Origin of the sequence: Lentilactobacillus laojiaonis (genome assembly GCF_020616595.1) — a bacterium.
Lineage (GTDB): Bacteria > Bacillota > Bacilli > Lactobacillales > Lactobacillaceae > Lentilactobacillus > Lentilactobacillus laojiaonis.
The window spans coordinates 1,026,968-1,051,989 of sequence record NZ_CP085278.1 but is presented as its reverse complement, the minus strand read 5'-3'; the positions used below and the strand labels follow the sequence as shown (position 1 = coordinate 1,051,989).

The following is a 25,022-nucleotide window of genomic DNA, read 5'->3' as shown; positions in this document are numbered from 1 at the left end:
AAAAGGTCTGGACTAATTAGTCCAGACCTTTTTTATTATTTAATTGATAATCGGGATGAACCCATAAAATACTGTCTATAATGCCAGAGGTAACATAAATTTGATTATCTTTGGTTACCAAGATACCTTCAATGTCCGGTTGTTTCTCAAGATCAGCAATTCCTTGCTGAATACCTTCGTAAAAACTAATCGTCGACCAAATTTCACCATCGATAGATTTATCACTAATGATACTAGCGCTTTTAATATCATTTTGCATGGGATAACCAGTTTGAGAATCTAAAATGTGGTGATAGATTTTACCGGCTTTTTTCAAAAAGCGTTCGTAAATTCCTGAGGTTACGACTGATTTGGGGGAAGTTTGAATAATCATCATTGGCTTATCACGAATTTGATCAGGATCTTGAATTCCCACATTCCAGTAACCGTTATGATCGCCTGGACCGATAAATAATAAATTACCGCCTAGATCAATAATTCCTTGATCAATATTGTGACTAGTCCAAAGTGCTTTAATCGCATCAGCAATATAACCTTTAGCGATGGCACCTAAATCAATCTCCATGCCAGCTTTAGTTAAGTAGACGGTGCGATTGACTTTATCTAATTTAATATTTTGAGGATCAGTTAGAGCTAAGCGTTGTTGAATTTGGTCATCATCGGGAACGTTAGCATTATCAAAACCAATGCTCCAAAGTTTCACGATGGGGCCAATAGCAATATTGAAACCTTTATTTTGTAAACTAACTTGAGTAGCTCGTTCAATTAAATTATAGGTGATTTCAGAAACCTGTACGGGATGGTTACCGGCAGCTTGGTTGATTGACATAACTTCGGATTTAGCTCGATTAACCGTTAATAGATCTTCATAATTCTTGATTAGCTCCTGAGCACTTTTTAATTCATCGGTAGCATTAGAAGAGCTAATAGAAAGATTAATATCAGTACCTAATCCATAAATCTCTAAATGTTGCATATTACTCCTCCTATTGGGAAAAACTTGTTGAGCGGTGTCGATAAATTGATTAATAATTTCAATATTCTTAGAATGCGATTGATAAGCTATGGTAAAGTCCACCTTAAAAACATCGGGATTAATATAAATTACCGCAATATCTTGATTAACAAATTCAGGTAACATATTTTCTGGAATAATAGTGGCCCCATATCCGGCCAAAGCTAAGTTTTTAGCCGTTTCAATATTAGCCGTTTCCAAAATAATTTTGGGTGAAATATTTAATTGAGTTAGGTAACTATCCACAACATGTTGGAAACCGGAATCGTTAGTTTCGATGACTAGTTCTTGATTGTTCAAGTAAGGTGATAAATCATTAACAGGTTGCTTAGGGATTGCTCCATCAATCTGATCTTTTTTAATTAAAAGTATGCCACCACCGGTATAAATTGACTGGTAACTTAAAAAATCATGGTAACTAGGTTTCATTCCCAGGTAAACATCGATTTCTTGATCTAATAGGTGTTGCTCTACGGCGATTGAAGGACTTTCCATGATTCTTATTTTAACTTCAGGATAAGTGTTTTTAAAGATGGGGAGAATCTTTGGTAAAATACTTACCGCCACGGCAGGATTAACGCCAATCGTAATCGTTTGTGACAGATAGGGATGAAACAGACTTAATTGATTAGCCATTAACTGATATGAGTGATTTAAATTTTGAATGGATTCTAAATAAAATTCTCCAGCTGCAGTTAATTTTAAAGGGTGTTGTTTGCGATCAATCAGTTGAACATGATACTTATCTTCTTCCTGCCTAATTAGCTTACTAACAGTAGGTTGGGTTAAATACAGTTGCTCGGCAGTTCTTGAAATGCTCCCCACATCACGCAACGTGGTTAAAATTTTGATGATTTGATTTTCTTTATTAAAATTAACCATAAATTATCTCCTTTAAATGAAGTATGCCAAAATTTGCATATTTTTTCAACGAATTAACTATTTTCCTTTTTAGTGAATTAAGTTCATAATCGAAGTGAATTAATTAACAAACAAGGAGATAATACCATGAAATTAGTTGCTTTTGTAGGGACAAATGCAAGCTTATCATACAATCGAAAATTGTTAGCATATATGCAACGTCATTTTGCTAGCCGTGCAGAAATTAACATTGTTGAAATTGGTAACTTGCCAATGTTTCGTGAAAATGCACCATTACCTGAGATAGTTGAGCAATTAGACAACTTAGTTAAATCAGCTGATGGTGTGATTTTCGGGACTCCCGAATATGATCATTCTATTCCAGCAGTTGAGAAAAATGCAATCGAATGGATGTCATCCGTCACTAATCCATTAAAACATAAGCCCGTTATGATTGTGGGAACCTCACTAGGCGCCCAAGGAACGGTTAGAGCTCAAGGCCATTTACGCCAAATTTTAGATTCTCCCGGAGTAGATGCTCACGTTATGTCCGGACATGAATTTGAATTGGGATATGCCCCAAGTGCGTTTGATGCTAACAATAACTTAACGGATCGTCGGACTATTAAATTTTTAGAAACCTGTTTTAGTCGATTCGAATTATTTGTTTCGGTTAATTCTGAAGGAGGAAATCAAGTGATTCAAGCAAAACAAACAGTTTTACCAACTAGTTGGAATAAAACTTATGATGTAGTAGTAATTGGATTTGGAGCTGCTGGAGCTTCCGCTGCTAGATTTGCCGCGGATAATGGTGCTAGTGTTTTATTAGTAGATGCAGCCCCACTGGGACACGAAGGCGGTAACACGCGTTATGCCGGTCAAATTGTTTTAACCGGTTATGATCGCGACCAAGTTAAAAAATATATGCAAACCCTATTTGGAAGTATTCAAGTTGAAGATGATATTTTAAACGTTTATATCGATGGAATTACTAATATGCGTGATTACTTTATTAAGTATTTAGACGTTAAAGATCCAGTTAGTTATCGTCAATCAACTCCTGAAACTACTGCTAAGGATACCATTGCACCGGAATATCCCGAATTTCCAGGAGCCGATACTATGGATGAAACTTTAGTTAGTGAAGGAGCATTTAATGCCTCACTTTGGAAGAATTTACGACAACATGTTATGGATCGCGATATTGATGTTTGGTTGGAAACACCCGCTAAACATTTAATCCAAAATCCGGATACGCGTGTAATTGAAGGAGTTCAAGTAAGTCGCCATGGACAAACCGTAAATATCCAAGCTAGAAATGGGGTAGTTATGGCCATGGGAGGTTTTGAAAATGATCCCGAAGCTATTCAAAGTTATATTGGTGCTCCTAAGTTAAAAGTTATTGGTACCCTTTATAATCGTGGCGATGGTGTAAGAATGGCCCAAGAAGTTGGGGCTAAATTATGGCATATGTCAGCTTATGCAGGATATGGATTTGATTCCGGATTTACTTTTGAAAATCCTAGTGAAGAACGAGGTAAATTCATTCACAGTGATCAACCATCTCTTTATGACGGTAGTATCTTTGTAGTAGGTGATGATGGAAGTCGTTATTTACGTGAAGATGAAGCTGGTCGTCACGGATTCATCTATTCACATGGTGGTTGGAGACATCCTGACGTATATAACCATCCATACGTGGTATTTGACCAAGCTCAAGCTGATAAGATTAAAGCTGATGCTAATTTCCCATATCCGGAAATTGGTAAGATTGTCATTCAAGCTAACAATTTAGAAGACTTGGCTGCCAAAATGGATGTTAATCCTGAGATCTTTGTTAATACAGCTGCAACCTTTAACCAAATGGCTAAACAGGGTCGTGATATGCAATTTAATCGTGATGGAGCTACTATGCAACCATTAAGTGATCAAGGACCATACTATGCAGCTCCATTAGCTACGGGACTATTAAACACCCAGGGTGGTGCCAAACGCAATGCTAAAGCAGAAGTTTTAGATGCAGAGAATAATCCGATTCCGCATTTATATAGCGCCGGAGAATTTGGTGGAATTAACGCTAACCAATATAATGGTGGTGGAAATCTGGCTGAATGTTTAATCTTTGGTAAGATTGCCGGAGAAAATGCAGCTAAAGTAAAATCAGATGCTTTAATGGTTATGGCCGCAAATGCTAATGATAATGCGGAAGATCTTGGTAGTAATGATATGGCTGCGATTGATTTAAGTAACTATACAGTTGAGGAAAACCAATATTTGGGTGTTAGTGATGCTGATACTGGAATTGGTGATCAAATTGTAGTTCGAGTTACTTATAAAGATCAGGTCATTGAAAATGTTGAAGTTCTGGAACAACACGAAAGTGAAGATATTGGACTTCAAGCTGTTGAAGAAATGCCTAAGGCGATGGTTGCTAAAAACACTGTCGATGTTGATGCGGTTTCTGGTGCCTCTGCTTCAAGTAAAGCTATTAAAAGTGCGGTAAAAAACGCAATTGCTCAAGCAAAATAACAAAAAAGTTTAGAACTTTGATTAGTTCTAAACTTTTTTTGTTAGGTGAATTTTTTAAAACGATTAACTTAATTGAGGAGAAAAAATTCTAAAAAATATTTTTTACTGTTATATCAACGGATTAGACCAATTTTGATTTTTACCGTCGAAACGAGTATAAAAGTCAATCCTTTAAATCCAAAAATTATCCTTGTATACTTTTTTGTAGGTTAAATTTACTCATTTACTGGCCTAAATATAAATCCTAAAGGAGAGAACCAAAATGCAAAAGAATCAAAGTTTCCAAGACAGTCAATCTGTCGAAAATATAGCGCTATTTAGCGCTTTTAAGCCTAGTTGGTACGTTGAACAGATGAAGGGGTGGACTAGGCAAAGTTACATACTATTGTTACTAGGATTGGCGATAATCCTAGGCACTACCTTAGTGGGTCCCATTACGCCACTAGCAATTGTTACAATGCTTGCGGGGATGTTGGGATTCACCTGTACCATTTCTATAACTAACACCAAACCATTAAACGGAGTGTTTGGATTAGTTAGTGCATTAATCTATATTTTTGTAGCTTATGCAGCTAAAAATTATGCTGATATGTTACTTCAAGCAGTTTACATCGTTCTTTTAGATATCCCAGTTTTACTTATGCCGGGATGGGCTAAAAATGTAGACTCACGAGTTCGTCAAATTAAAGATACAGAGCATCCCTATCGAATTTGGATGCTTACAGCCCTATTTTTTGGATTAGTCCTAATTGCACTCTATGGATTTGAATCTAACTTTACTGATTCTCCACGTCCATTAATTGATGCTTTGGCAGCCACTATCGGAATTACGGGGGCATTATTAACCACCTTGCGTTTTTCAGATACATATTATTTCTGGTTGGGCCAAGGCTTATTCTCCGTAACACTTTGGGGAATTACTGCTCTTCAAGGTGGAGCTAACTGGGTATTGTTTATTACTTATTTACTTTATTTAAGTAATGATTTTATTGCCTTGTTTGATAAGGGAGTAGCTTGGTTCCATAATGATAACGTTAAAAAAGGTATGATTGATTAATGAAAATCAGCTTGACTTTCAATTTTTAGGCTGATACTGTATATATCAATATTTAAAAATTAAAAACTAATAAATGAGAAAAATTGTTTATATAACGTCATGATATGGATGACAGTCTCTACCCAGTGCCGTAAATACTGGACTATGAACAAAAAGTGCTAAGTCGACGCCACTTTTTGTGGTGTCGACTTTTTATTTTGATTTGAAATGAGGACAGTTATGAAAAATCTAGTTGATTTACAAATAATTAATGCAAAGGTTTTAAATGTATTTAACCAGAAGTTCGAAGCAACTGATTTATGGATTAATGACGGAAAAATTATCAGTAACGTAAAAAACGATGAGAACCTTATGGCCAAATCAACTATTGATTTAACTGGAAAATGGATTGTTCCGGGGATGATTGATGCCCACGTTCATATGGAAAGCTCTATGGTAACACCTAGTGAACTAGGAAAAATTTTACTAAAGCATGGTGTCACCACGATTGTTACTGATCCTCATGAATTAGCTAATGTAATTGGAGTTGCAGGAATTCAATATTTAATGGAAGATGCCAAACAAACGGCATTAGATGTTAAATTTATGTTACCTTCTTCAGTACCATGTATTGCTTTTGATCATAATGGGGCAATTTTAACTGCTAAAGATTTAAACGGTTTATACAAAAATCCCGAAGTAGTGGGCTTAGCAGAAGTCATGGATTATCCGGCAATTGTTAATCATGACTTTGATTTATTTCAAAAAATTAATGATGCTAAACGTCATGGCAAACATGTTGATGGCCATGCTGCTGGCTATTCGGTATCTCAATTAAACCAATTAAGACTGGCCGGAGCGGATACGGATCATGAAGCAACCACGGTTAGTGAAGCCTTAGATCGGGTAAATAGTGGTTTTTATGTCTTTTTAAGACAAGGAACTGTAGAAAATGATCTATTAAATACCATGGGTGCAGTAAATGATTATAATTTTTCTAGATTTGCCTTTTGTACGGATGATAAAACCATTACCGATATTATTGCTGAAGGTTCAATTGACCATAATGTTAGATTAGCAATTGCTCATGGGATGCAACCGGAGTTAGCCTATATTATTGCTAGTTATAATGGGGCACAAGCCCATCGTTTATATGACCAAGGAGCCTTATCAGCAGGATTTTTAGCTGATTTAATAGTATTAGATGATCTAAACTCAGTTAAAATTGATCGGGTAATGAAACGGGGAAATTGGATTGCAGATTCTGCTCAACTTGAATCAACTCCAGTAAAATTAGATCGCCAAACAGTCAAACATCATTTACAAAAATCTGATTTAAAAATGCCGTTAAACGGCCACTCAGTAAATGTTATTGAGATTGAACCGAACCATATTACTACTCATCACTTGATTGAAAAACTTTCAGCTACCGATAACTTTGAAAGTGATGTGGATAATGATTTACTAAAAATGGTGGTCATCGAACGCCATCATAATTTAGGAACCGTTGGCTTAGGCATTGTTAAGGGATTCAAGTTAAATTCTGGTGCGATTGCTTCATCAATTGCTCACGATGCTCATAATATTGTGGCTTTTGGAACTAATGATGAAGATATTTTTCAAGCTATTGAACAATTAACTAGTACCAATGGAGGCTTGGTGATTGTTAATAAAGGTGAGTTGGTAGCCAATATGCCTCTACCAATTGGTGGACTTTTGTCTGATCAATCCTACGAAGTAGCTTCGCAACAATTACAAAACCTACTTAATAAATATCAACAGATTAGTCATGAAGTTAATTTTGATCCCTTTATTACCTTATCGTTTTTAACTTTGCCGGTAATTCCTGAATTAAAACTAACTGATCAAGGCCTCTATGATGTGACATTAGGTAAATTTATTCCATTAGAAAATTAAAAAAGCACCCCGTGGGGTGCTTTTTACATATCACGATTTAATAAATCAATTTTTTCTCCATTGGCAACTCGGCGATCAATATCGCATTCTCCCCAAGTACATAATTGATTTAAAATATTGCTCAAGGTTTTTCCATAGTCAGTTAAAGAATATTCAACTTTGGGTGGGACTTGGTTATATACTTTTCGATTAATGATAGAATCATCTTCTAATTCACGTAATTGTTGGGTTAGCATTTTTTGTGAAATATTCGGAATGGCTCTGCGTAACTCATTAGTTCGTAGAACCTTCTTACGTAAGTGACATAAAATAATGGGTTTCCATTTACCACCAATAACTTCCATCGTTGCTTCAACGCCAATATTATATATTTTTTCCAAACTATTTTCCTCCATAGGAACTAAAAAGTGACTATAGCACTTTAAAGTACGTAATTGCTAAAAAGTTCTCCAAAAGTATAATTTATATTTGTCGAATAATCAAGTTGATAAAAGGAGAATACTTATGGATGTCAATACAAAGAAGGCTTCAATTGCACCAGGTCTAACTTTACTTGCTTTAGCGATTAGTGCTTTTGCAATTGGTTCAACTGAATTTATTAGTGTAGGTCTAATTCCTATGTTAGTAAAAAGTTTTGGAATTACCGTATCACAAGCCGGTTTAACGGTTTCGATTTATGCTTTAGGAATTGTAGTGGGGGCGCCCTTACTTACAATTCTATCTAATAGAATCAATCGGAAGACCTTAATGATTTTAATTATGCTGTTATTTATTATTGGAAATGTTATGGATGCAGTAGCACCTACTTTTACTATCTTATTAATAGGTCGAGTTTTTGCCGCTTTTGCTCACGGAATTTTTATGACCGTGTCATCGATCATTGCAGCTGACGTAGTAGCGCCTAATAAACGAGCATCAGCTATTGCTATTATGTTTACAGGATTAACAGTAGCAACCGTTACGGGAGTGCCATTGGGAACTTTTATTGGTCAGATTACCAACTGGCATATGACCTTCTTATTTATTAGTGTGATTGGGGTAATTGGTTTAATTGCTAATGCAATCTTAGTACCGAATAATTTACCATTACCAGCTAAAACCAATGCTCTTGGCATTTTACGAGTTTTAAAAAATCCGCAATTATTAGTGGCCTTATTAATTACGGTCTTTGGATATGGTGGAACATTTGTAGTTTACACTTATCTATCACCAATTTTAGAACAAAGTATGCATTGGAGTGCTGGCGCCGTCGTTGTTATTTTAATCATTTATGGATTAATGGTAGCGGTGGGAAATACGATTGGTGGAAGATTAGCTAATCAAAAGACTTTACCAGCTTTATTAGCAATGTTTATTGGTTTGGCAGCCGTTTTACTGATCTTACAATTCACTTTAAAACTACACTGGTTAGGCTTAATCACCGTGTTGTTAATGGGCTTATTCGCTTTTATGAATGTTCCCGGTCTTCAACTTTATATTATGAAATTAGCAGAAAAATTTACACCTAATGACGTCACGATGGCTTCGGCACTGAATATCTCAGCGTTTAATGTTGGAATCGCGCTTGGTTCTAGGGTAGGCGGATATTTATTTGAACAATTTGGAATTACCACTACTCCCATTTCCGGAGCAATGATGGTGGGAGTGGGAATTATTTTAACTTGGCTGCTAATTAAAATGAAAAAATAAGTTAGTAAGCCAACCACTGATATTTCTTGTAAAATGTAGTTACGAGATATATTAGGAGGTAGATAAAATGAAAATTGGTTTTATTGGAACTGGCGTAATGGGTTCTCAAATGGTAATTAATTTATTAAAGAATGACTATGACGTTACGGTTTATAATCGGACTAAGGCGCATGCTCAATCAGTTTTAGATTTGGGCGCTCATTGGGCCGATAATCCACTGGAATTAACTAAACATCAAGATGTAGTAATAACGATTGTTAGTAATCCTAAAGATGTGGAAGAGACTTATTTTGGCGACCAGGGAATTTTTAAATCAGCAGTATCTGGACAGATTTTAATTGATATGACGACTAGTTCCCCAGCAATTGCTAAAAGAATCTATGAATATGGCCAATCCCGGAAAATTGAAACTTTGGATGCTCCTGTATCCGGTGGCGATGTGGGGGCTAAAAATGCCACGCTAACTATTATGGTCGGCGGTAATTCAGATACATTTCAGGCAGTAATGCCTATCTTTAATTCTCTAGGTAGTTCGGTTAATTTATTTGGGGAAGCTGGCATGGGTCAAAATGCTAAGATGGCCAATCAAATTATGATTGCCGGAACGATGACAGGGATGAGTGAAGCCTTAAACTATGCTAAAGAAGCGGGACTAAATCTAGACCAAATTATGGAAACTATTGATGGTGGTAGTGCTCAAAATTGGAGTATGGAAAATTATGGTCCGCGAGTGTTAGCGGGCGATTATCAACCCGGTTTTGCTGCTAAATATTTACTAAAGGATTTAAAAATTGCACTAGAAATGGCTCAGTCCATGCAAATTGATTTACCAGCTACTCAAAAGGCTGCTGATTTATACCAAAATATGGTGTCGAACGGTTTAGGTGATGAAGGTACGCAAGGATTAGTTAATATTTATAATAATTGGAAAAAATAAGCTTAGCCCTCAAGGCTAAGCTTATTTTTTTTGCTTTTTAATTTTTTTGAAAGTATCACTTAAGTTAATGACAATTGATATTACTAGTAAAATTAAGGCGACCACTATTAATGCCACTTTAATGTTAGCAGGCATATCAACACTTTTATTGATATAAAGTGCTAATATAATTGAAATGATTAAGCAGATATCTGCAAATATTAATTTTGGAGTGAATCCCATAAATCTGACCTCGCTTTTATTAATATTCGTATTATAACAAAAAAGATCTTCCATGATGGAAGATCTTTTAATTAATTAAGCTTTTTTTCAAAGTAACTAAGTGGTTGTAAATCTTCAGCTAAATAGCGTTTCTTAAATTTAGCAATTTGGTCGGCACTAAATTTATCTGGATCTAATTCGAGTTTTTCAACTGGAATTGGACGGGCATCTTGGACGTGAACATTAATTAAAAATGGTTCGCCGTTAGCAGTAACTTGGGCGGCTTGATCAAAAGCTTTTTCTAGATCTGCAAATTGTTGTACATCAGCACTTTGCATGTGTTGAGCTTTTGCGATGGCAGCGAAGTCCATTGGATCTAAGGCTACCCCGAAATCTTCGTGATTTTCATCTTCTTGTTCGTCTTGAATAAAGCCTAAAACATCATTCATGAAGACTACGTTAATGATTGGTAAATGGTATTTTACTTGAGTATCTAAATCTTGCATTACCATGGAAAGTCCACCATCACCAGCTAGGTTAAAGACTTGGCGACCAGGGAATTGGAGACTAGCAGCAATTGAACCGGGTAAACCAAAGCCCATAGTTGCAAATAATCCAGAAGTAAACCAACGTTTTTTACCATTCATCTTAAGTAAGCGAACGGAGTTTTGAGTAACTTGACCTACATCGATTGAATAGATAGCATCACTATTTGAAATACGATTAATTTGTTCAAAAGCTGGTTCAACGCGCATTGGATCGCTAGTCATGCCCATTAATTTATTATTGTATTGCCACCAGTTAGCAACGTTTTGAACATTTGCCTGGTACCATTTGGAATCAGGAAGGGGTTCACTTAAACTAATTAATTTATTTAAAGTATCCCCGGCAGTACTTAAAATAGCAATATCTGCACGATGACGTTTGCCCAATTTAGCTGGGTTGGTATCAATTTGTATGAACTTAACTTCTGGTCTAAATTCGAGTTGGCCAAAAGGAATATCCGATCCAATTAGTAAAATTAGGTCAGTTTCCGCAATTGCTTCATTAGCTGGTTTGGAAGCAACTCGAACAGATGAGCCTAAAAGAGCTTCAAAATCTGACGGAATAATATCTTTAGCGATAGCTGTAGTAGCGATTGGCATTTGTAATTTTTTAGATAATTCCATTACTAGGTCAGCGTGATCGGCTACCCCGATACCCACGAAAATCATAGGCTTTTTGGCTTTACTAATCATATCTAAAACGTTATTAATTTGTTCGTTGGTAGGTGCCTTTAATTGATTAACTTGATGAGCATTGGCTGCAGAATAGTATCCGTCTGCGGGAATATCTTCACCAGCTAAGTTTTCGGGCATGATTACTACACTTGGTCCACGATAAGCATAAGCTCGACGAATAGCTTCATCGACTACATGTGGTAAGGTGGTAGCGTCAGTGACTGTACGGGCATAAACCGCGCCATCTTGAAACATTGGATCTTCATCTAATTCTTGGAAGGAATCCATGTTCATTTGAGATTGAACTGATTGGCCCACCAAAAATAAGGCAGGCACTTTATCCATCTTAGCATCATAAATTCCTTGCATTAAATGAGTAGCACCAGGACCGGCAGAACCTAAGGCTACCCCAATTTGTCCACTGATTTTATAATCAGCTGAAGCTGCTATAGCTCCTACTTCTTCGTGCCTAACTTGGATGAATTTAATTTTATCTTTTTCAGAATCTAAGGCATAAATGAAATTGTTAATTGAACCACCGGGTAACCCATAAATATGATCGATTCCCCAGCTCTCTAAGGTCTTAACAGTAGCAATTCCTGCATTGATTGTATTTGTCATAATCATTCCCCCTAATAATTATGTAATCTACTATTTTTATGCCTTAATATTATCATAGTATTAAGGTTACTTGATTATATTTGCTTAATAAAAAAAGACCGCTTTTAGCGGTCTTTTTTTATTCAATAGACATTTTTTGAAGTTCTTTTTTGGTTTGATCCATAGCTTTTTGTTGAGCTTGTTGTGTAATCTTTTTAATTAGTTGTTTTTGTTGACTCTTAGTCATAGAAGGGTTAGCCATCATGGCTTGAGTTACTTGTTGTTTAACTAATTTTTCCATTTGTGGTTTAGCCTTTGCTTGTTGGTCCTTCATTTTAGTTTGAAGAGAACTAGCTTGCTTAGGAGTTAACACAATCCAATCATCATTAATAATGAATTCATTTTTACGTGATTGATAAACGTTGTTATTATCTAAACCGGCATAGAGAACTTTAAAGAAGTTATTTTTATAAACATATTTAGTAGTAGTAACTTTTAATTGCGGATCTTTTTTATTATCTCTAACAAATTTATTATCCGTGTTTTTGTCAGCTTGGGTATGAGCAGTCTTATTGCGATCATCTTTATAAACAATTACTGATTCATCCTTGGTACCTAATGGATTTTTAATTAATAATTTAGTATCTAATTGTTTAATATCTGAAGCGGGTTTTAAAGTTTTAGTTTCGGTAACCGTAACTTTTTTCATTCCATAGTGATTATTATCGCCGGCAGTAATTAATACTAATGAACCAATCATAATAACTAGCGAGAATATAAAAGTAAGAATTCTCAAAATTCCTTTAGGCATTAATACATAAGAAGCTATAAATAATAAAGCAAAAATAATTACTAAAGCTAGTGCCATTATTTAACGCCTCCTTTAGTAGGATTATTTTGTTTTAAGAAATAGGTGAGGGCCCAACCAATAAGACAGAATAAAATAGCAACGCCAAAAGCGGCAGTGTATCCATTTAAAACTGAATTGATAGCAAGGTCTTTGTATTGTAATGGGTTTTGGTGTAAGACGTGTTTAGCCGGCATGTTATTGTTAGTAACATTAGTTAAGACACTAACTAAAATAGCAGTACCGACTGAACTAGCGACTTGACGTAAGGTACTATTAACAGCAGTACCGTGACCAATTTGGTTAACTGGTAAGACATTCATACCAGCGGTTGTAACAGGCATCATAACCATACCAACCCCGACCATTCGAATTGCATACACAATTACGATAAAGGCTACGGGAGTATCTTTAGTTAAGAATAGGAATGGGATGGTACCAATAGTTAATAAAATCATTCCGGCAGTAGCTAAACGTTTAGCTCCCATTTTATCAAAAATGCGTCCAGTGATAGGACTAGCAATCCCGATCATTAAAGCACCAGGGAGTAAAGTCAATCCTGATTCAAATGCGGTATCGCCACGAACGGTTTGAAGATATAGCGGAACAATCATTTCAACCCCTACCATTGCCATGTTAACCACGGCTGCCAAAATGGTAGTAAGGGTAAATTCACCATTTCTAAATACATTTAGGTTTAAGAATGGATCCTTCATAGTTAATTGACGCCAAGCAAAAAGACCGATGAAAATAATACCAATTATAATAAAGGTAATTACTATTGATGATCCCCAGCCTTTGTCCCCAACTTCAGAAAATCCATATAGTAATGAACCAAATCCAATGGTTGATAGTCCAGCCGATAAAATATCTAGGCGATCATTATTAGTAGGAAGTAGTTTTTTAAAGAAAATTAATCCTAAAACTACCACAAGGATTCCAATCGGAATTAAAATTCCAAATAAAACGCGCCAATTATAATTATCAATAATCCAACCAGATAAGGTGGGACCAATGGCGGGAGCTAATCCAATAGCTAGCCCAAAGATACCCATGGTAGCTCCTCGCTTATCAGGTGGAAAGATTGATAATAGTAAGGCTTGACCTAATGGCATTGAAATACCTGCCCCAACTGCTTGGATAAGTCTAGCAACAAAAAGAGTACCAAAATTTGGTGCACAATAAGCTAAGATAGTTCCACCTAAGAAGAAAATCATAGCTAAATTGTAAAGTAATTTGGAACTAAAGCGGTTCATTAACCAGGCAGTGATGGGAATCATTACCCCGTTAACTAGTAAATATCCAGTGGTAAGCCATTGGACAGTAGATGTTGAAACATCAAAGGCTTTCATTAAAGCCGGATAAGCAGTAGCTAACATAGTACTACTTAAAACTGCCATAAAAACACCAACAATCATAGTTACGGTTAGTAAAGTACGATTATATGGTTTTCCATTGGCATCTAAAGGTTTTTCTGACATAGAAAAATCTCCTTTCGATTAATAATGGTGTGGAAAATTTAAGATGTTAATATAATAGTCTCTGGAAAAAAGTTTGTCAATAAAGTTTACAATGATGTTTATTAATTTGCCAAAAATATAGTGTGTTGGTATAATTATTTTTGTTAAATAACAAATTGGGAGAGAGATCATGTCAGAAACTAAAGAGTTCGATAAAATTAAATCATTAATGAGTGTTGATAATTTAATTTTTGGTATTGGCCAAGTTAGTGAATTATTAGGTGTATCTACTAGACAACTTAGATATTGGGAACAGCAGGGATACATTGAATCACTTGAGTCCCCCAAAGGATCCTCTCGACAGTTTAACTTAAAAAATTTAATTAAAATATTTCATATAAAGCATTTTCAAAATGAAGGATATACCTTGCAAGCAGCCGTTAAAAAGGGACAAAAGATTGAAAAGCAGTTTCCAATTCTAAAAGACTTTTTACGTAATAGAGTAGAAGATATTATCCCAACTGAAGATGGTGGTAAAGTTGATTTTGGCTTTTTAGATGATGATAAAACCAAACATATATATGGAGTAGTTGATAAAGATGGCTACCATTTTAAAATAGTAAAAGAAAAGTGATTACCTCTGGTGGCAATCACTTTTTTGCATTTTCTAAATAATTATATAATCCATAAACGGTTGCATCATTTAATTGAATGGGTTGATTATCTAAAGTAACACTTAGAACCTTATAATAGTCTTCTAAATCAGGAACTTCTAGTTGTTGGTTAGCTATGAAATCATCAGCTGACTTATAGGAAATGGTGCCTTGCTTTCCAGTAGTATCTTGAAAATTAATTTGTAACATTAAAATCACCCCTAATTAGTTTATGTCCTTATAGTAGAAGAAAAAATTTATTATTCAATTAATAAGCTCAATAATCTAATTGACATTAGTGAGTGACTACATTAATATTATGGTGATAAAGCGATGACATAGCCTGAGTAGTAAATTCATTGGACATTAGAAATTTAGCGGAGCTGAAAGCTAAACAAAGTGGATTTGTGAATTACATCTATGGAGCTTAATAACGGGTCATCACGTTATAGATGTATTGAGATGGTCATTGAATTTTAGATGACAATTCGGGTGGTAACGCGGAAATTTCGTCCCTAGCAATTAATTTTGCTGGGGACTTTTTATTTAGGAGGAATATCATGAACATTATTGATGATTTACAATGGCGTGGTGCCATTAACCAAGAAACTGACCACGATGCTTTATATGAATTAGTTAATGATAAAGCAGTTGGAATTTACGCCGGAATTGATCCAACTGGTGACAGTATGCATATCGGTCACTTAATTCCGTTTATGATTTTAAAAAGATTTCAATTAGCTGGACATAAACCAGTTATTGTCATTGGTGGTGGAACTGGTTCAATTGGTGATCCAAGTGGTAAAAAATCAGAACGAGTTTTACAAACAATGGATCAAGTACACCATAATGAACAAGCATTGACTAAACAAATGGAGAGTTTATTTGGTAAAGATGGTAATTTCCAAATTGTAAATAATTATGATTGGTTATCAAAATTATCATTATTAGACTTTTTAAGAGACTACGGTAAATTATTTAGTGTTAATACTATGTTGAATAAAGAAGTAGTATCTAGTCGATTGGAAAGTGGAATCTCATTTACTGAGTTTACTTACCAAATTTTACAATCAATTGATTTTCTTCATTTATATCAAGAAAATGATGTCCAAGTTCAACTTGGTGGAGCTGATCAATGGGGAAATATTACTGCCGGTATTGATTTAATTCATCGTATTGAAGGACCTAATGCCGGGGTATATGGTTTAACTATTCCATTAATGTTAAAAGCTGATGGTACTAAATTTGGTAAAACAGCCGGTGGAGCCGTATGGTTAGACCCTGAAAAAACTACTCCTTACGAATTCTACCAATTTTGGATTAATCAAGACGATCGCGATGTAATTAAATATCTAAAATATTTTACCTTCTTAACACAAGATGAAATTGATGATTTAGAAGAAAAGGTTAAAACTCAACCAGAAAAACGTGAAGCACAACGTCGTTTGGCCCAAGAAGTAACTAAGTTTGTTCATGGAGAACAAGCAGTTGCTGAAGCAGAACATATTACTGCGGCATTGTTTAGTGGCGACGTAGCTGATTTAACAACTAGTGAAATTGAACAAGGGTTTAAAAATATGCCTACCGCCGAAGCAGAAAATAAATCAATGAATATTATTGAATGGTTGGTCGATGAGACTAGTATTGAACCATCTAGAAGACAGGCTAGAGAAGATGTTTCTAATGGGGCAGTTAGAATAAATGGTGAAAAAGTGACTGATATTGAAGCTATGGTAGATCCTTCTTCAATGTTTGATGGTAAATTTGTAATTGTGCGAAAAGGTAAGAAAAAGTATTTCTTAGTAAATATAAAATAATAAAAATGGACAAGTTTAAAAACTTGTCCATTTTTATATTGACATGGTAATTGCTGACCTGTATTATAGATTATGCTTCTTACTTGAGAGAAAAATAAATTTAAAAAAGTTATTGACGCAAGCAAGTAGTTTTGGTAAGATATTACCTGTTGCTGATGAGCAAGCAAATGTATACCAATTATTAAATAAATTAATTTTAAAAAGTTGTTGACTTTCTAAAATACATGATATATAATAATTTATGTTGCTTGAGAGAAAAGCAAACGAACTTCAAAATTAAATATACCAATTAATTTTGAAACAGTAGATCTTTGAAAACTGAACAAAGTTTCGATTAAACAAATGTGCAGGGCGTCATAAATCATTTCGGTTTATGACCAAAACATTTGCGAAGTCAATTCGCTAGTAAATAGAACAACAAAATGAGCTTACAAGCTTAATCATTTTTAAAATGAGAGTTTGATCCTGGCTCAGGACGAACGCTGGCGGCGTGCCTAATACATGCAAGTCGAACGCGTCCTCGTTTAAAACAATCGGTGCTTGCACCGAGCGTTTTAAACATTGGGACGAGTGGCGAACTGGTGAGTAACACGTGGGTAACCTGCCCTAAAGCAGGGGATAACACTTGGAAACAGGTGCTAATACCGTATAACAACTGAAACCGCATGGTTTCGGTTTAAAAGGTGGTTTTGCTACCACTTTAGGATGGACCCGCGGCGCATTAGCTAGTTGGTGAGATAATAGCCCACCAAGGCAATGATGCGTAGCCGACCTGAGAGGGTAATCGGCCACATTGGGACTGAGACACGGCCCAAACTCCTACGGGAGGCAGCAGTAGGGAATCTTCCACAATGGACGAAAGTCTGATGGAGCAACGCCGCGTGAGTGAAGAAGGGTTTCGGCTCGTAAAACTCTGTTGTTGGAGAAGAACAGGTGTGATAGTAACTGATCATGCTTTGACGGTATCCAACCAGAAAGCCACGGCTAACTACGTGCCAGCAGCCGCGGTAATACGTAGGTGGCAAGCGTTGTCCGGATTTATTGGGCGTAAAGCGAGCGCAGGCGGTTTTTTAAGTCTGATGTGAAAGCCTTCGGCTTAACCGAAGAAGTGCATCGGAAACTGGGAGACTTGAGTGCAGAAGAGGACAGTGGAACTCCATGTGTAGCGGTGAAATGCGTAGATATATGGAAGAACACCAGTGGCGAAGGCGGCTGTCTGGTCTGTAACTGACGCTGAGGCTCGAAAGCATGGGTAGCGAACAGGATTAGATACCCTGGTAGTCCATGCCGTAAACGATGAGTGCTAAGTGTTGGAGGGTTTCCGCCCTTCAGTGCTGCAGCTAACGCATTAAGCACTCCGCCTGGGGAGTACGACCGCAAGGTTGAAACTCAAAGGAATTGACGGGGGCCCGCACAAGCGGTGGAGCATGTGGTTTAATTCGATGCAACGCGAAGAACCTTACCAGGTCTTGACATCTTCTGCCAACCTCAGAGATGAGGCGTTCCCTTCGGGGACAGAATGACAGGTGGTGCATGGCTGTCGTCAGCTCGTGTCGTGAGATGTTGGGTTAAGTCCCGCAACGAGCGCAACCCTTATTGTTAGTTGCCAGCATTTAGTTGGGCACTCTAGCAAGACTGCCGGTGACAAACCGGAGGAAGGTGGGGATGACGTCAAGTCATCATGCCCCTTATGACCTGGGCTACACACGTGCTACAATGGACGGTACAACGAGTCGCGAAGTCGCGAGGCTAAGCTAATCTCTTAAAGCCGTTCTCAGTTCGGATTGCAGGCTGCAACTCGCCTGCATGAAGTCGGAATCGCTAGTAATCGTGGATCAGCATGCCACGGTGAATACGTTCCCGGGCCTTGTACACACCGCCCGTCACACCATGAGAGTTTGTAACACCCAAAGTCGGTGAGGTAACCTTTTGGGGCCAGCCGCCTAAGGTGGGACAGATGATTAGGGTGAAGTCGTAACAAGGTAGCCGTAGGAGAACCTGCGGCTGGATCACCTCCTTTCTAAGGAATAAAGGAAGCCTGCACATTAATCGAAACTTTGTTTAGTTTTGAGAGGTCTACTCTCATACAAATAAGTGAGTTACACTTATGGGCCTATAGCTCAGCTGGTTAGAGCGCACGCCTGATAAGCGTGAGGTCGATGGTTCGAGTCCATTTAGGCCCATCACCGACCATAGGCCGGCAGTAACTTGGGGAATTAGCTCAGCTGGGAGAGCACCTGCTTTGCAAGCAGGGGGTCAGCGGTTCGATCCCGCTATTCTCCATTGGCGTAAAGCCAAACTTGGTTCTTTGAAAACTAGATAATATTAATTTTTCTGTAGTAATTATAATAAATATAATTAAACCGAGAACACCGCGTAATTTTGAGTTTTTAACAAGAAAAAATCGCAAATACTCAATAACTAATGCACAACCGTAGGTTGTGAGGTTAAGTTATAAAGGGCGCATGGTGGATGCCTTGGCACTAGGAGCCGATGAAGGACGGAACTAACACCGATATGCTTCGGGGAGCTGTACGTAAGCTTTGATCCGGAGATTTCCGAATGGGGAAACCCAGCAATCTTAGTCGATTGTTACTACTTAATGAATACATAGTTAAGTAGAGGTAGACGTGGGGAACTGAAACATCTAAGTACCCACAGGAAGAGAAAGAAAATTCGATTCCCTAAGTAGCGGCGAGCGAACGGGGAACAGCCCAAACCAATGAGCTTGCTCATTGGGGTTGTAGGACTGAACATTTGAGTTACCAAAGTTATTGATAGCTGAACAACCTGGGAAGGTTGGCCAAAGAAAGTGATAGCCTTGTAGGCGAAATCGATAACTCTCAGTTCAGGATCCTGAGTACGGCGGAACACGTGAAACTCCGTCGGAATCCGGGAGGACCATCTCCCAAGGCTAAATACTCCCTAGTGACCGATAGTGAACCAGTACCGTGAGGGAAAGGTGAAAAGCACCCCGGAAGGGGAGTGAAATAGTTCCTGAAACCATGTGCCTACAAGCAGTTAGAGCCCGTTAATGGGTGATAGCGTGCCTTTTGTAGAATGAACCGGCGAGTTACGGTAACATGCAAGGTTAAGGTGAAAAGCCGGAGCCGCAGCGAAAGCGAGTCTTAATAGGGCGAATAAGTATGTTGCTGTAGACCCGAAACCAGGTGATCTACCCATGTCCAGGCTGAAGGTGCGGTAAAACGCACTGGAGGGCCGAACCCGTGTACGTTGAAAAGTGCTGGGATGAGGTGTGGGTAGCGGTGAAATTCCAAACGAACTTGGAGATAGCTGGTTCTCTCCGAAATAGCTTTAGGGCTAGCCTCGGAATTAGAATCATGGAGGTAGAGCCACTGTTTGGGTAAGGGGTCCGTCATGGATTACTGAGCTCAGATAAACTCCGAATACCATTGATTTATGTCCGGGAGTCAGACGGTGAGTGATAAGATCCATCGTCGAAAGGGGAACAGCCCAGACCACCAGTTAAGGTCCCTAAATATATGCTAAGTGGAAAAGGATGTGGAGTTGCTTAGACAACTAGGATGTTGGCTCAGAAGCAGCCACCATTTAAAGAGTGCGTAATAGCTCACTAGTCGAGTGATTCCGCGCCGAAAATTTACCGGGGCTAAGCATATTACCGAGACTGTGGACATGAACTTTGTTCATGTGATAGGAGAGCGTTCTAAGGGCAATGAAGCTAGACCGTAAGGACTAGTGGAGCGCTTAGAAGTGAGAATGCCGGTATGAGTAGCGAAAGATCAGTGAGAATCTGATCCACCGAACGACTAAGGTTTCCTGGGGAAGGCTCGTCCTCCCAGGGTAAGTCGGGACCTAAGCCGAGGCCAAGAGGCGTAGGCGATGGACAACAGGTTGAGATTCCTGTACTAGTTAATCATGTTTGAGCGATGGAGGGACGCAGGAGGCTAAATTGTGCACACGGCTGGAAATGTGTGTTCAAGCAATAAGTCAGGTTAAGAGTCAAATGCTTTTAACCGGGTTGACAAGTTGTGATGAGGACCGAAATAAAGTAGGGAAGCAATTGACGTCACACTGCCGAGAAAAGCTTCTAGTTAGTGATTAACTACCCGTACCGCAAACCGACACAGGTAGTCGAGGAGAGTATCCTAAGGTGAGCGAGTGAACTCTCGTTAAGGAACTCGGCAAAATGACCCCGTAACTTCGGAAGAAGGGGTGCTGTCCGCAAGGACAGCCGCAGTGAAGAGGCCCAGGCGACTGTTTATCAAAAACACAGGTTTCTGCAAAATCGTAAGATGACGTATAGGGGCTGACGCCTGCCCGGTGCTGGAAGGTTAAGTGGATGAGTTAGCATTTAATGCGAAGCCCAGAAATGAAGCCCCAGTAAACGGCGGCCGTAACTATAACGGTCCTAAGGTAGCGAAATTCCTTGTCGGGTAAGTTCCGACCCGCACGAAAGGCGTAACGATCTGGGCACTGTCTCAACGAGAGACTCGGTGAAATTAAGATACCTGTGAAGAAGCAGGTTACCCGCGACAGGACGGAAAGACCCCATGGAGCTTTACTGTAGCTTGATATTGGGTGTTGATACAGCTTGTACAGGATAGGTAGGAGCCATTGAAGCCGGGACGCTAGTCTCGGTGGAGGCGTTGGTGGGATACTACCCTAGCTGTGTGAACACTCTAACCCGCACCACTTAGCGTGGTGGGAGACAGTGTCAGGTGGGCAGTTTGACTGGGGCGGTCGCCTCCCAAATAGTAACGGAGGCGCCCAAAGGTTCCCTCAGAATGGTTGGAAATCATTCGCAGAGTGTAAAGGCAGAAGGGAGCTTGACTGCGAGACAGACAGGTCGAGCAGGGACGAAAGTCGGGCTTAGTGATCCGGTGGTACCGTATGGAAGGGCCATCGCTCAACGGATAAAAGCTACCCTGGGGATAACAGGCTTATCTCCCCCAAGAGTCCACATCGACGGGGAGGTTTGGCACCTCGATGTCGGCTCATCGCATCCTGGGGCTGTAGTCGGTCCCAAGGGTTGGGCTGTTCGCCCATTAAAGCGGTACGCGAGCTGGGTTCAGAACGTCGTGAGACAGTTCGGTCCCTATCCGTCGCGGGCGCAGGAAATTTGAGAGGAGCTGTTCCTAGTACGAGAGGACCGGAATGGACATACCGCTGGTGTACCAGTTGTTCCGCCAGGAGCATCGCTGGGTAGCTATGTATGGATGAGATAAACGCTGAAAGCATCTAAGTGTGAAACTCGCCTCAAGATGAGATTTCCCATTCCTTTATGGAAGTAAGACCCCTGAGAGATGATCAGGTAGATAGGTTGGAAGTGGAAGCGTAGTGATACGTGGAGCGGACCAATACTAATCGGTCGAGGACTTAACCAATAGAGTTGATTTGGTGTTCTCAATGCGGAAAAATTAATATTAGCTAGTTTTGAGAGAACGAAGTTCTTTCTAGATATATAGTGTGGTGGCGATAGCCAGAAGGATACACCTGTTCCCATGCCGAACACAGTAGTTAAGCTTCTGAACGCCGATAGTAGTTGGGGGATCGCCCCCTGCGAGGGTAGGAAGTTGCCATGCCAATCATAAAAAAGGACTTGTTAGCATTGCTAGCAAGTCCTTTTTTGTTTATAATTGAAATAATTTTAACTTTTGGGAGAATAAAATGAATGGATATTTACATACCAATAATTTATTAAGGCAAAATAATGGTAAATTAATATTGCAGGACATATTTAACTCTGGAGTAACTACTAGAGCACAAGTTGCTAGGGATTTATCATTAAATAAATCAACAGTTTCATCAATATATAACGATTTAATTAAAACCAGAATTATTAGGGAAGGTGGAGATGGAGAATCTTCAACAAATGGTGGTAGAAAGCCAACCCTAGTTAGCATAAATGGTAGAAATGGTTATACAATAAGTTTTGATATAGCATATAATAATTTACATTATATGGTTAATTATTTAGATGGTGAAATCATAAAACATGAAAGTATTATGATAAATAATAATATACATGAAATATTAAAATTAATTGATAATATTATTAATAACTTAGAAAATTTTATTTCATCTGAAAATGGATTATTAGGGATAGCTATTTCTTATCATGGAGTTGTTAGTAATAATCAAATTATATCTTCACCATTTTTAAATCTAGATAATGTTGACTTAAATGATTATTTTCAAACAAAATATCCTAACGTGATTTTTGTTATTGATAATGAATCAAATTTAACAGCAGTTTATGAACGAGACTTTGAGCATGAAATGGATACAAATAATTCAATCACAATAAGTATACATAAGGGAATTGGCGCAGGAATTATCATAGATAAGAAAGTATTTCGTGGATCAACCGGTGAATCTGGTGAAATTGGTAATAGTCTAACCGTATTACCAAATGGGAAAGTAACTAAAATTGAGGATGTATGTTCAGAAGATGCAATAATTACACTTATCGAACAAAAAATTGGTAAATCATTAGATAGAAATGAAATTGTTAAATTATATAATGATAATAATAAAATTGTTATCGAAAATATTACTCAATTTATAAATATTATGTCATTAAATATTTACAACTTAAGTAAAAGTTTTAACCCTCAATCAATATTTATTAGCTCACCACTGATTGAACAAATACCTGAAATCCTAACAAAAATTAATCACAGAATAAGTAATTTTAGCAATAACTTCGATGCTCACATTTATCTAATTAACAATTCAGTTAAAGCAACATTATTGGGAGCATGTTCCTTAATTACACATAGTGTATTAAATTTACAAGGATATGAATTAAATTTTTCAAATAAAAAGGACTGATAGATATCAGTCCTTTTTATTATACGTTTGATTTTTCACGTAGAGTATTTTCAATCTCTTCTAACGATTTATTTCTAGTTTCAAAAACTTTAGTCTTAACAAACCAAATGGATAGGAAACATAACACTGCGTAACCAATAAATAAGCTACCCGTACCAAATAAATTTAATAGAGGAGGGAATGTTAGAGAGACGATCATATTAGCACTCCAGTTAATAACACTAGCAAATGAATTACCTAAACCTCTAATACTTAGTGGGAATACTTCACCAATCATTACCCACATAACTGGTCCCCAAGTTGCAGAGAAAAATGCAATATAAATTGTTAAGGCAAGTACACAAATCCATGCAGCAAAACTACTACCATTTGAAAAATGCATAGATATACTCATAATTAATAGAGAAATTCCCATACCGATTGATCCACCCATGAGCATTTTTCTTCTATCAATTTTATCCATAATCATAACTGCCACAGCAGTTACAATAACATTAAATATTCCAATTCCAATATGGGCAATCAATGCGGCAGAAACTCCGAAACCAACATCTGTAAATATAGTAGGTGCATAGTATAAAACAGTATTACATCCCATTACTTGTTGAAAAATTGCTAAACCAATACCAATAATTAATGCTGGGTGAACAAAACTACTAAATAGTTCTTTCCATCCGCCACTTTTAATCTTAGCCTGTTGTTTAATATTATCTAATTCGCTATTAACTACGTTCATATTATTACCATTCATAGTTGCTAGAACTTCTTTAGCAGCATCAGAATTACCTGATTTGGCTAAGAATCGTGGACTTTCTGGAAGAATTAGTGCACCTAAAAATAATAAGATAGCGGGTAAGGCAGCAAAACCAAGCATCCAACGCCAACCAGTATAAATTCCAGAAAATAAATAGTTTGTAATATAAGCAAGTAAAATTCCAGTCATAACCATTAATTGGAATAGACTAGACATCGCACCACGTTTATCTGCAGGTAATAGTTCTGCCAAGTAAGTTGGAACTAGGGCAGACGAAGCGCCAACACCCATTCCCAATATTACTCTGAAAATAATTAAAGACCAAAATTCTGGAGAAAAAGCAGAACCTAGTGCACCAACAAAAAAGATAATTGATGATAATAACACTAACTTTTTTCTACCATATTTATCAGACATTGGTCCAATAACTGCTGCACCAATAATGGCCCCTAATAATACAGCAGAAACTACCCAACCTTGTTGCCATGAATCTAAATGAAGTTGTTTTTGAATAAATAAAATTGCTCCGGATATAACTCCGGTATCATATCCAAACAGCAATCCACCTAAAGCACCAAAAAAGTAAACAAAACCAGCAGAAATATGATGTTTTTTATTATTTGAAATTGAAGTTTCCATGTTCTTCCCCTTATTTATAGATAAAAATTAT

16 protein-coding genes, 2 tRNA genes, 3 rRNA genes, 1 riboswitch and 1 other annotated feature are annotated in these 25,022 nt (G+C 37.6%); of the genes, 13 read left to right on the top strand and 8 right to left on the bottom strand.

Annotated features, from left to right (window positions below):
• Positions 1-16: 16 nt before the first annotated feature.
• Entirely contained in the window at positions 17-1,897 is a 1,881-nt protein-coding gene (locus tag LHL71_RS05460; protein WP_227360792.1) for an FAD:protein FMN transferase, read from the bottom strand.
• A 126-nt stretch (positions 1,898-2,023) separates the two neighbouring features.
• Here LHL71_RS05460 and LHL71_RS05455 point away from each other — a divergent pair, with 126 nt between their 5' ends.
• From LHL71_RS05455 to ade, 3 genes are all read left to right on the top strand, one after another.
• A complete protein-coding gene (locus LHL71_RS05455) occupies positions 2,024-4,405 on the top strand; it encodes an FAD-dependent oxidoreductase (RefSeq protein WP_227360791.1) in 2,382 nt (793 codons plus the stop codon).
• A gap of 352 nt (positions 4,406-4,757) precedes the next feature.
• Complete coding sequence (gene pnuC / locus LHL71_RS05450; protein ID WP_227361620.1) at positions 4,758-5,462, top strand: nicotinamide riboside transporter PnuC; 705 nt, start codon at positions 4,758-4,760, stop codon at positions 5,460-5,462.
• A 67-nt stretch (positions 5,463-5,529) separates the two neighbouring features.
• A riboswitch (purine riboswitch) is annotated at positions 5,530-5,627 on the top strand.
• Positions 5,628-5,681: 54 nt separating this feature from the next.
• On the top strand, positions 5,682-7,358 hold the full coding sequence (gene ade, locus LHL71_RS05445; RefSeq protein ID WP_227360790.1) for an adenine deaminase: 1,677 nt from the start codon (positions 5,682-5,684) through the stop codon (positions 7,356-7,358).
• A 23-nt stretch (positions 7,359-7,381) separates the two neighbouring features.
• Here the strand turns inward: ade and LHL71_RS05440 are convergent, their stop codons facing one another.
• On the bottom strand, positions 7,382-7,738 hold the full coding sequence (locus LHL71_RS05440) for a winged helix-turn-helix transcriptional regulator (RefSeq protein WP_283812367.1): 357 nt from the start codon (positions 7,736-7,738) through the stop codon (positions 7,382-7,384).
• 124 nt (positions 7,739-7,862) lie between these two features.
• Here LHL71_RS05440 and LHL71_RS05435 point away from each other — a divergent pair, with 124 nt between their 5' ends.
• Positions 7,863-9,047: an MFS transporter gene (locus LHL71_RS05435; RefSeq protein ID WP_227360789.1), complete on the top strand. Its 1,185-nt coding sequence runs from the start codon at positions 7,863-7,865 to the stop codon at positions 9,045-9,047.
• Positions 9,048-9,114: 67 nt separating this feature from the next.
• The gene (locus tag LHL71_RS05430) at positions 9,115-9,984 is read left to right on the top strand and encodes an NAD(P)-dependent oxidoreductase (RefSeq protein WP_227360788.1); all 870 of its coding nucleotides are present in this window, start codon (positions 9,115-9,117) and stop codon (positions 9,982-9,984) included.
• A gap of 21 nt (positions 9,985-10,005) precedes the next feature.
• Here the strand turns inward: LHL71_RS05430 and LHL71_RS05425 are convergent, their stop codons facing one another.
• From LHL71_RS05425 to LHL71_RS05410, 4 genes are all read right to left on the bottom strand, one after another.
• Entirely contained in the window at positions 10,006-10,206 is a 201-nt protein-coding gene (locus LHL71_RS05425) for a hypothetical protein (protein ID WP_227360787.1), read from the bottom strand.
• A gap of 71 nt (positions 10,207-10,277) precedes the next feature.
• Positions 10,278-12,026, bottom strand: coding sequence for a pyruvate oxidase (gene spxB / locus LHL71_RS05420; RefSeq protein ID WP_227360786.1), 1,749 nt, complete (start codon positions 12,024-12,026; stop codon positions 10,278-10,280).
• Between the two features lie 118 nt (positions 12,027-12,144).
• Complete coding sequence (locus tag LHL71_RS05415; protein ID WP_227360785.1) at positions 12,145-12,873, bottom strand: DUF4811 domain-containing protein; 729 nt, start codon at positions 12,871-12,873, stop codon at positions 12,145-12,147.
• Positions 12,873-14,333, bottom strand: coding sequence for an MDR family MFS transporter (locus tag LHL71_RS05410; RefSeq protein ID WP_227360784.1), 1,461 nt, complete (start codon positions 14,331-14,333; stop codon positions 12,873-12,875). The genes LHL71_RS05415 and LHL71_RS05410 overlap by 1 nt, the downstream gene beginning before the upstream one ends.
• Before the next feature lie 169 nt (positions 14,334-14,502).
• On the opposite strand from LHL71_RS05410, the gene LHL71_RS05405 reads away from it, so the two are divergent.
• Positions 14,503-14,946, top strand: coding sequence for a MerR family transcriptional regulator (locus LHL71_RS05405; protein WP_227360783.1), 444 nt, complete (start codon positions 14,503-14,505; stop codon positions 14,944-14,946).
• A gap of 16 nt (positions 14,947-14,962) precedes the next feature.
• Here the strand turns inward: LHL71_RS05405 and LHL71_RS05400 are convergent, their stop codons facing one another.
• Positions 14,963-15,175, bottom strand: coding sequence for a DUF4649 family protein (locus tag LHL71_RS05400; RefSeq protein ID WP_227360782.1), 213 nt, complete (start codon positions 15,173-15,175; stop codon positions 14,963-14,965).
• Positions 15,176-15,289: 114 nt separating this feature from the next.
• Positions 15,290-15,485 (top strand) — a binding site (T-box leader).
• Between the two features lie 40 nt (positions 15,486-15,525).
• On the opposite strand from LHL71_RS05400, the gene tyrS reads away from it, so the two are divergent.
• The 7 genes from tyrS to LHL71_RS05365 all read left to right on the top strand — a co-directional run bounded on the left by tyrS (position 15,526) and on the right by LHL71_RS05365 (position 23,598).
• Positions 15,526-16,782 (top strand): tyrosine--tRNA ligase, encoded by a 1,257-nt coding sequence (gene tyrS, locus LHL71_RS05395; RefSeq protein ID WP_227360781.1) that lies wholly within the window; start codon positions 15,526-15,528, stop codon positions 16,780-16,782.
• A 447-nt stretch (positions 16,783-17,229) separates the two neighbouring features.
• A 16S ribosomal RNA gene (locus LHL71_RS05390) occupies positions 17,230-18,802 on the top strand.
• Positions 18,803-18,891: 89 nt separating this feature from the next.
• Positions 18,892-18,965: transfer RNA gene (locus LHL71_RS05385), tRNA-Ile, on the top strand.
• 27 nt (positions 18,966-18,992) lie between these two features.
• Positions 18,993-19,065: transfer RNA gene (locus tag LHL71_RS05380), tRNA-Ala, on the top strand.
• 162 nt (positions 19,066-19,227) lie between these two features.
• Positions 19,228-22,148, top strand: a 23S ribosomal RNA gene (locus LHL71_RS05375).
• An 81-nt stretch (positions 22,149-22,229) separates the two neighbouring features.
• A 5S ribosomal RNA gene (gene rrf, locus LHL71_RS05370) occupies positions 22,230-22,346 on the top strand.
• Together the 16S, 23S and 5S rRNA genes with 2 tRNA genes alongside form the textbook arrangement of a ribosomal RNA operon.
• 85 nt (positions 22,347-22,431) lie before the next feature.
• A complete protein-coding gene (locus LHL71_RS05365) occupies positions 22,432-23,598 on the top strand; it encodes an ROK family protein (protein ID WP_227360780.1) in 1,167 nt (388 codons plus the stop codon).
• Between the two features lie 19 nt (positions 23,599-23,617).
• Here the strand turns inward: LHL71_RS05365 and LHL71_RS05360 are convergent, their stop codons facing one another.
• Positions 23,618-24,991: a sugar porter family MFS transporter gene (locus LHL71_RS05360; RefSeq protein ID WP_227360779.1), complete on the bottom strand. Its 1,374-nt coding sequence runs from the start codon at positions 24,989-24,991 to the stop codon at positions 23,618-23,620.
• Between the last annotated feature and the right edge of the window lie 31 nt (positions 24,992-25,022).

What these genes read in the sequence shown, in the direction of transcription:
- LHL71_RS05360 (WP_227360779.1), bottom strand. Translation starts at nt 24,991, where the DNA reads ATGGAAACTTCAATTTCAAATAATAAAAAACATCATATTTCTGCTGGT.
- spxB (WP_227360786.1), bottom strand. Translation starts at nt 12,026, where the DNA reads ATGACAAATACAATCAATGCAGGAATTGCTACTGTTAAGACCTTAGAG.
- LHL71_RS05455 (WP_227360791.1), top strand. Translation starts at nt 2,024, where the DNA reads ATGAAATTAGTTGCTTTTGTAGGGACAAATGCAAGCTTATCATACAAT.
- LHL71_RS05425 (WP_227360787.1), bottom strand. Translation starts at nt 10,206, where the DNA reads ATGGGATTCACTCCAAAATTAATATTTGCAGATATCTGCTTAATCATT.
- tyrS (WP_227360781.1), top strand. Translation starts at nt 15,526, where the DNA reads ATGAACATTATTGATGATTTACAATGGCGTGGTGCCATTAACCAAGAA.
- LHL71_RS05365 (WP_227360780.1), top strand. Translation starts at nt 22,432, where the DNA reads ATGAATGGATATTTACATACCAATAATTTATTAAGGCAAAATAATGGT.
- ade (WP_227360790.1), top strand. Translation starts at nt 5,682, where the DNA reads ATGAAAAATCTAGTTGATTTACAAATAATTAATGCAAAGGTTTTAAAT.
- LHL71_RS05430 (WP_227360788.1), top strand. Translation starts at nt 9,115, where the DNA reads ATGAAAATTGGTTTTATTGGAACTGGCGTAATGGGTTCTCAAATGGTA.
- LHL71_RS05400 (WP_227360782.1), bottom strand. Translation starts at nt 15,175, where the DNA reads ATGTTACAAATTAATTTTCAAGATACTACTGGAAAGCAAGGCACCATT.
- pnuC (WP_227361620.1), top strand. Translation starts at nt 4,758, where the DNA reads ATGAAGGGGTGGACTAGGCAAAGTTACATACTATTGTTACTAGGATTG.
- LHL71_RS05415 (WP_227360785.1), bottom strand. Translation starts at nt 12,873, where the DNA reads ATGGCACTAGCTTTAGTAATTATTTTTGCTTTATTATTTATAGCTTCT.
- LHL71_RS05435 (WP_227360789.1), top strand. Translation starts at nt 7,863, where the DNA reads ATGGATGTCAATACAAAGAAGGCTTCAATTGCACCAGGTCTAACTTTA.
- LHL71_RS05405 (WP_227360783.1), top strand. Translation starts at nt 14,503, where the DNA reads ATGTCAGAAACTAAAGAGTTCGATAAAATTAAATCATTAATGAGTGTT.
- LHL71_RS05410 (WP_227360784.1), bottom strand. Translation starts at nt 14,333, where the DNA reads ATGTCAGAAAAACCTTTAGATGCCAATGGAAAACCATATAATCGTACT.
- LHL71_RS05460 (WP_227360792.1), bottom strand. Translation starts at nt 1,897, where the DNA reads ATGGTTAATTTTAATAAAGAAAATCAAATCATCAAAATTTTAACCACG.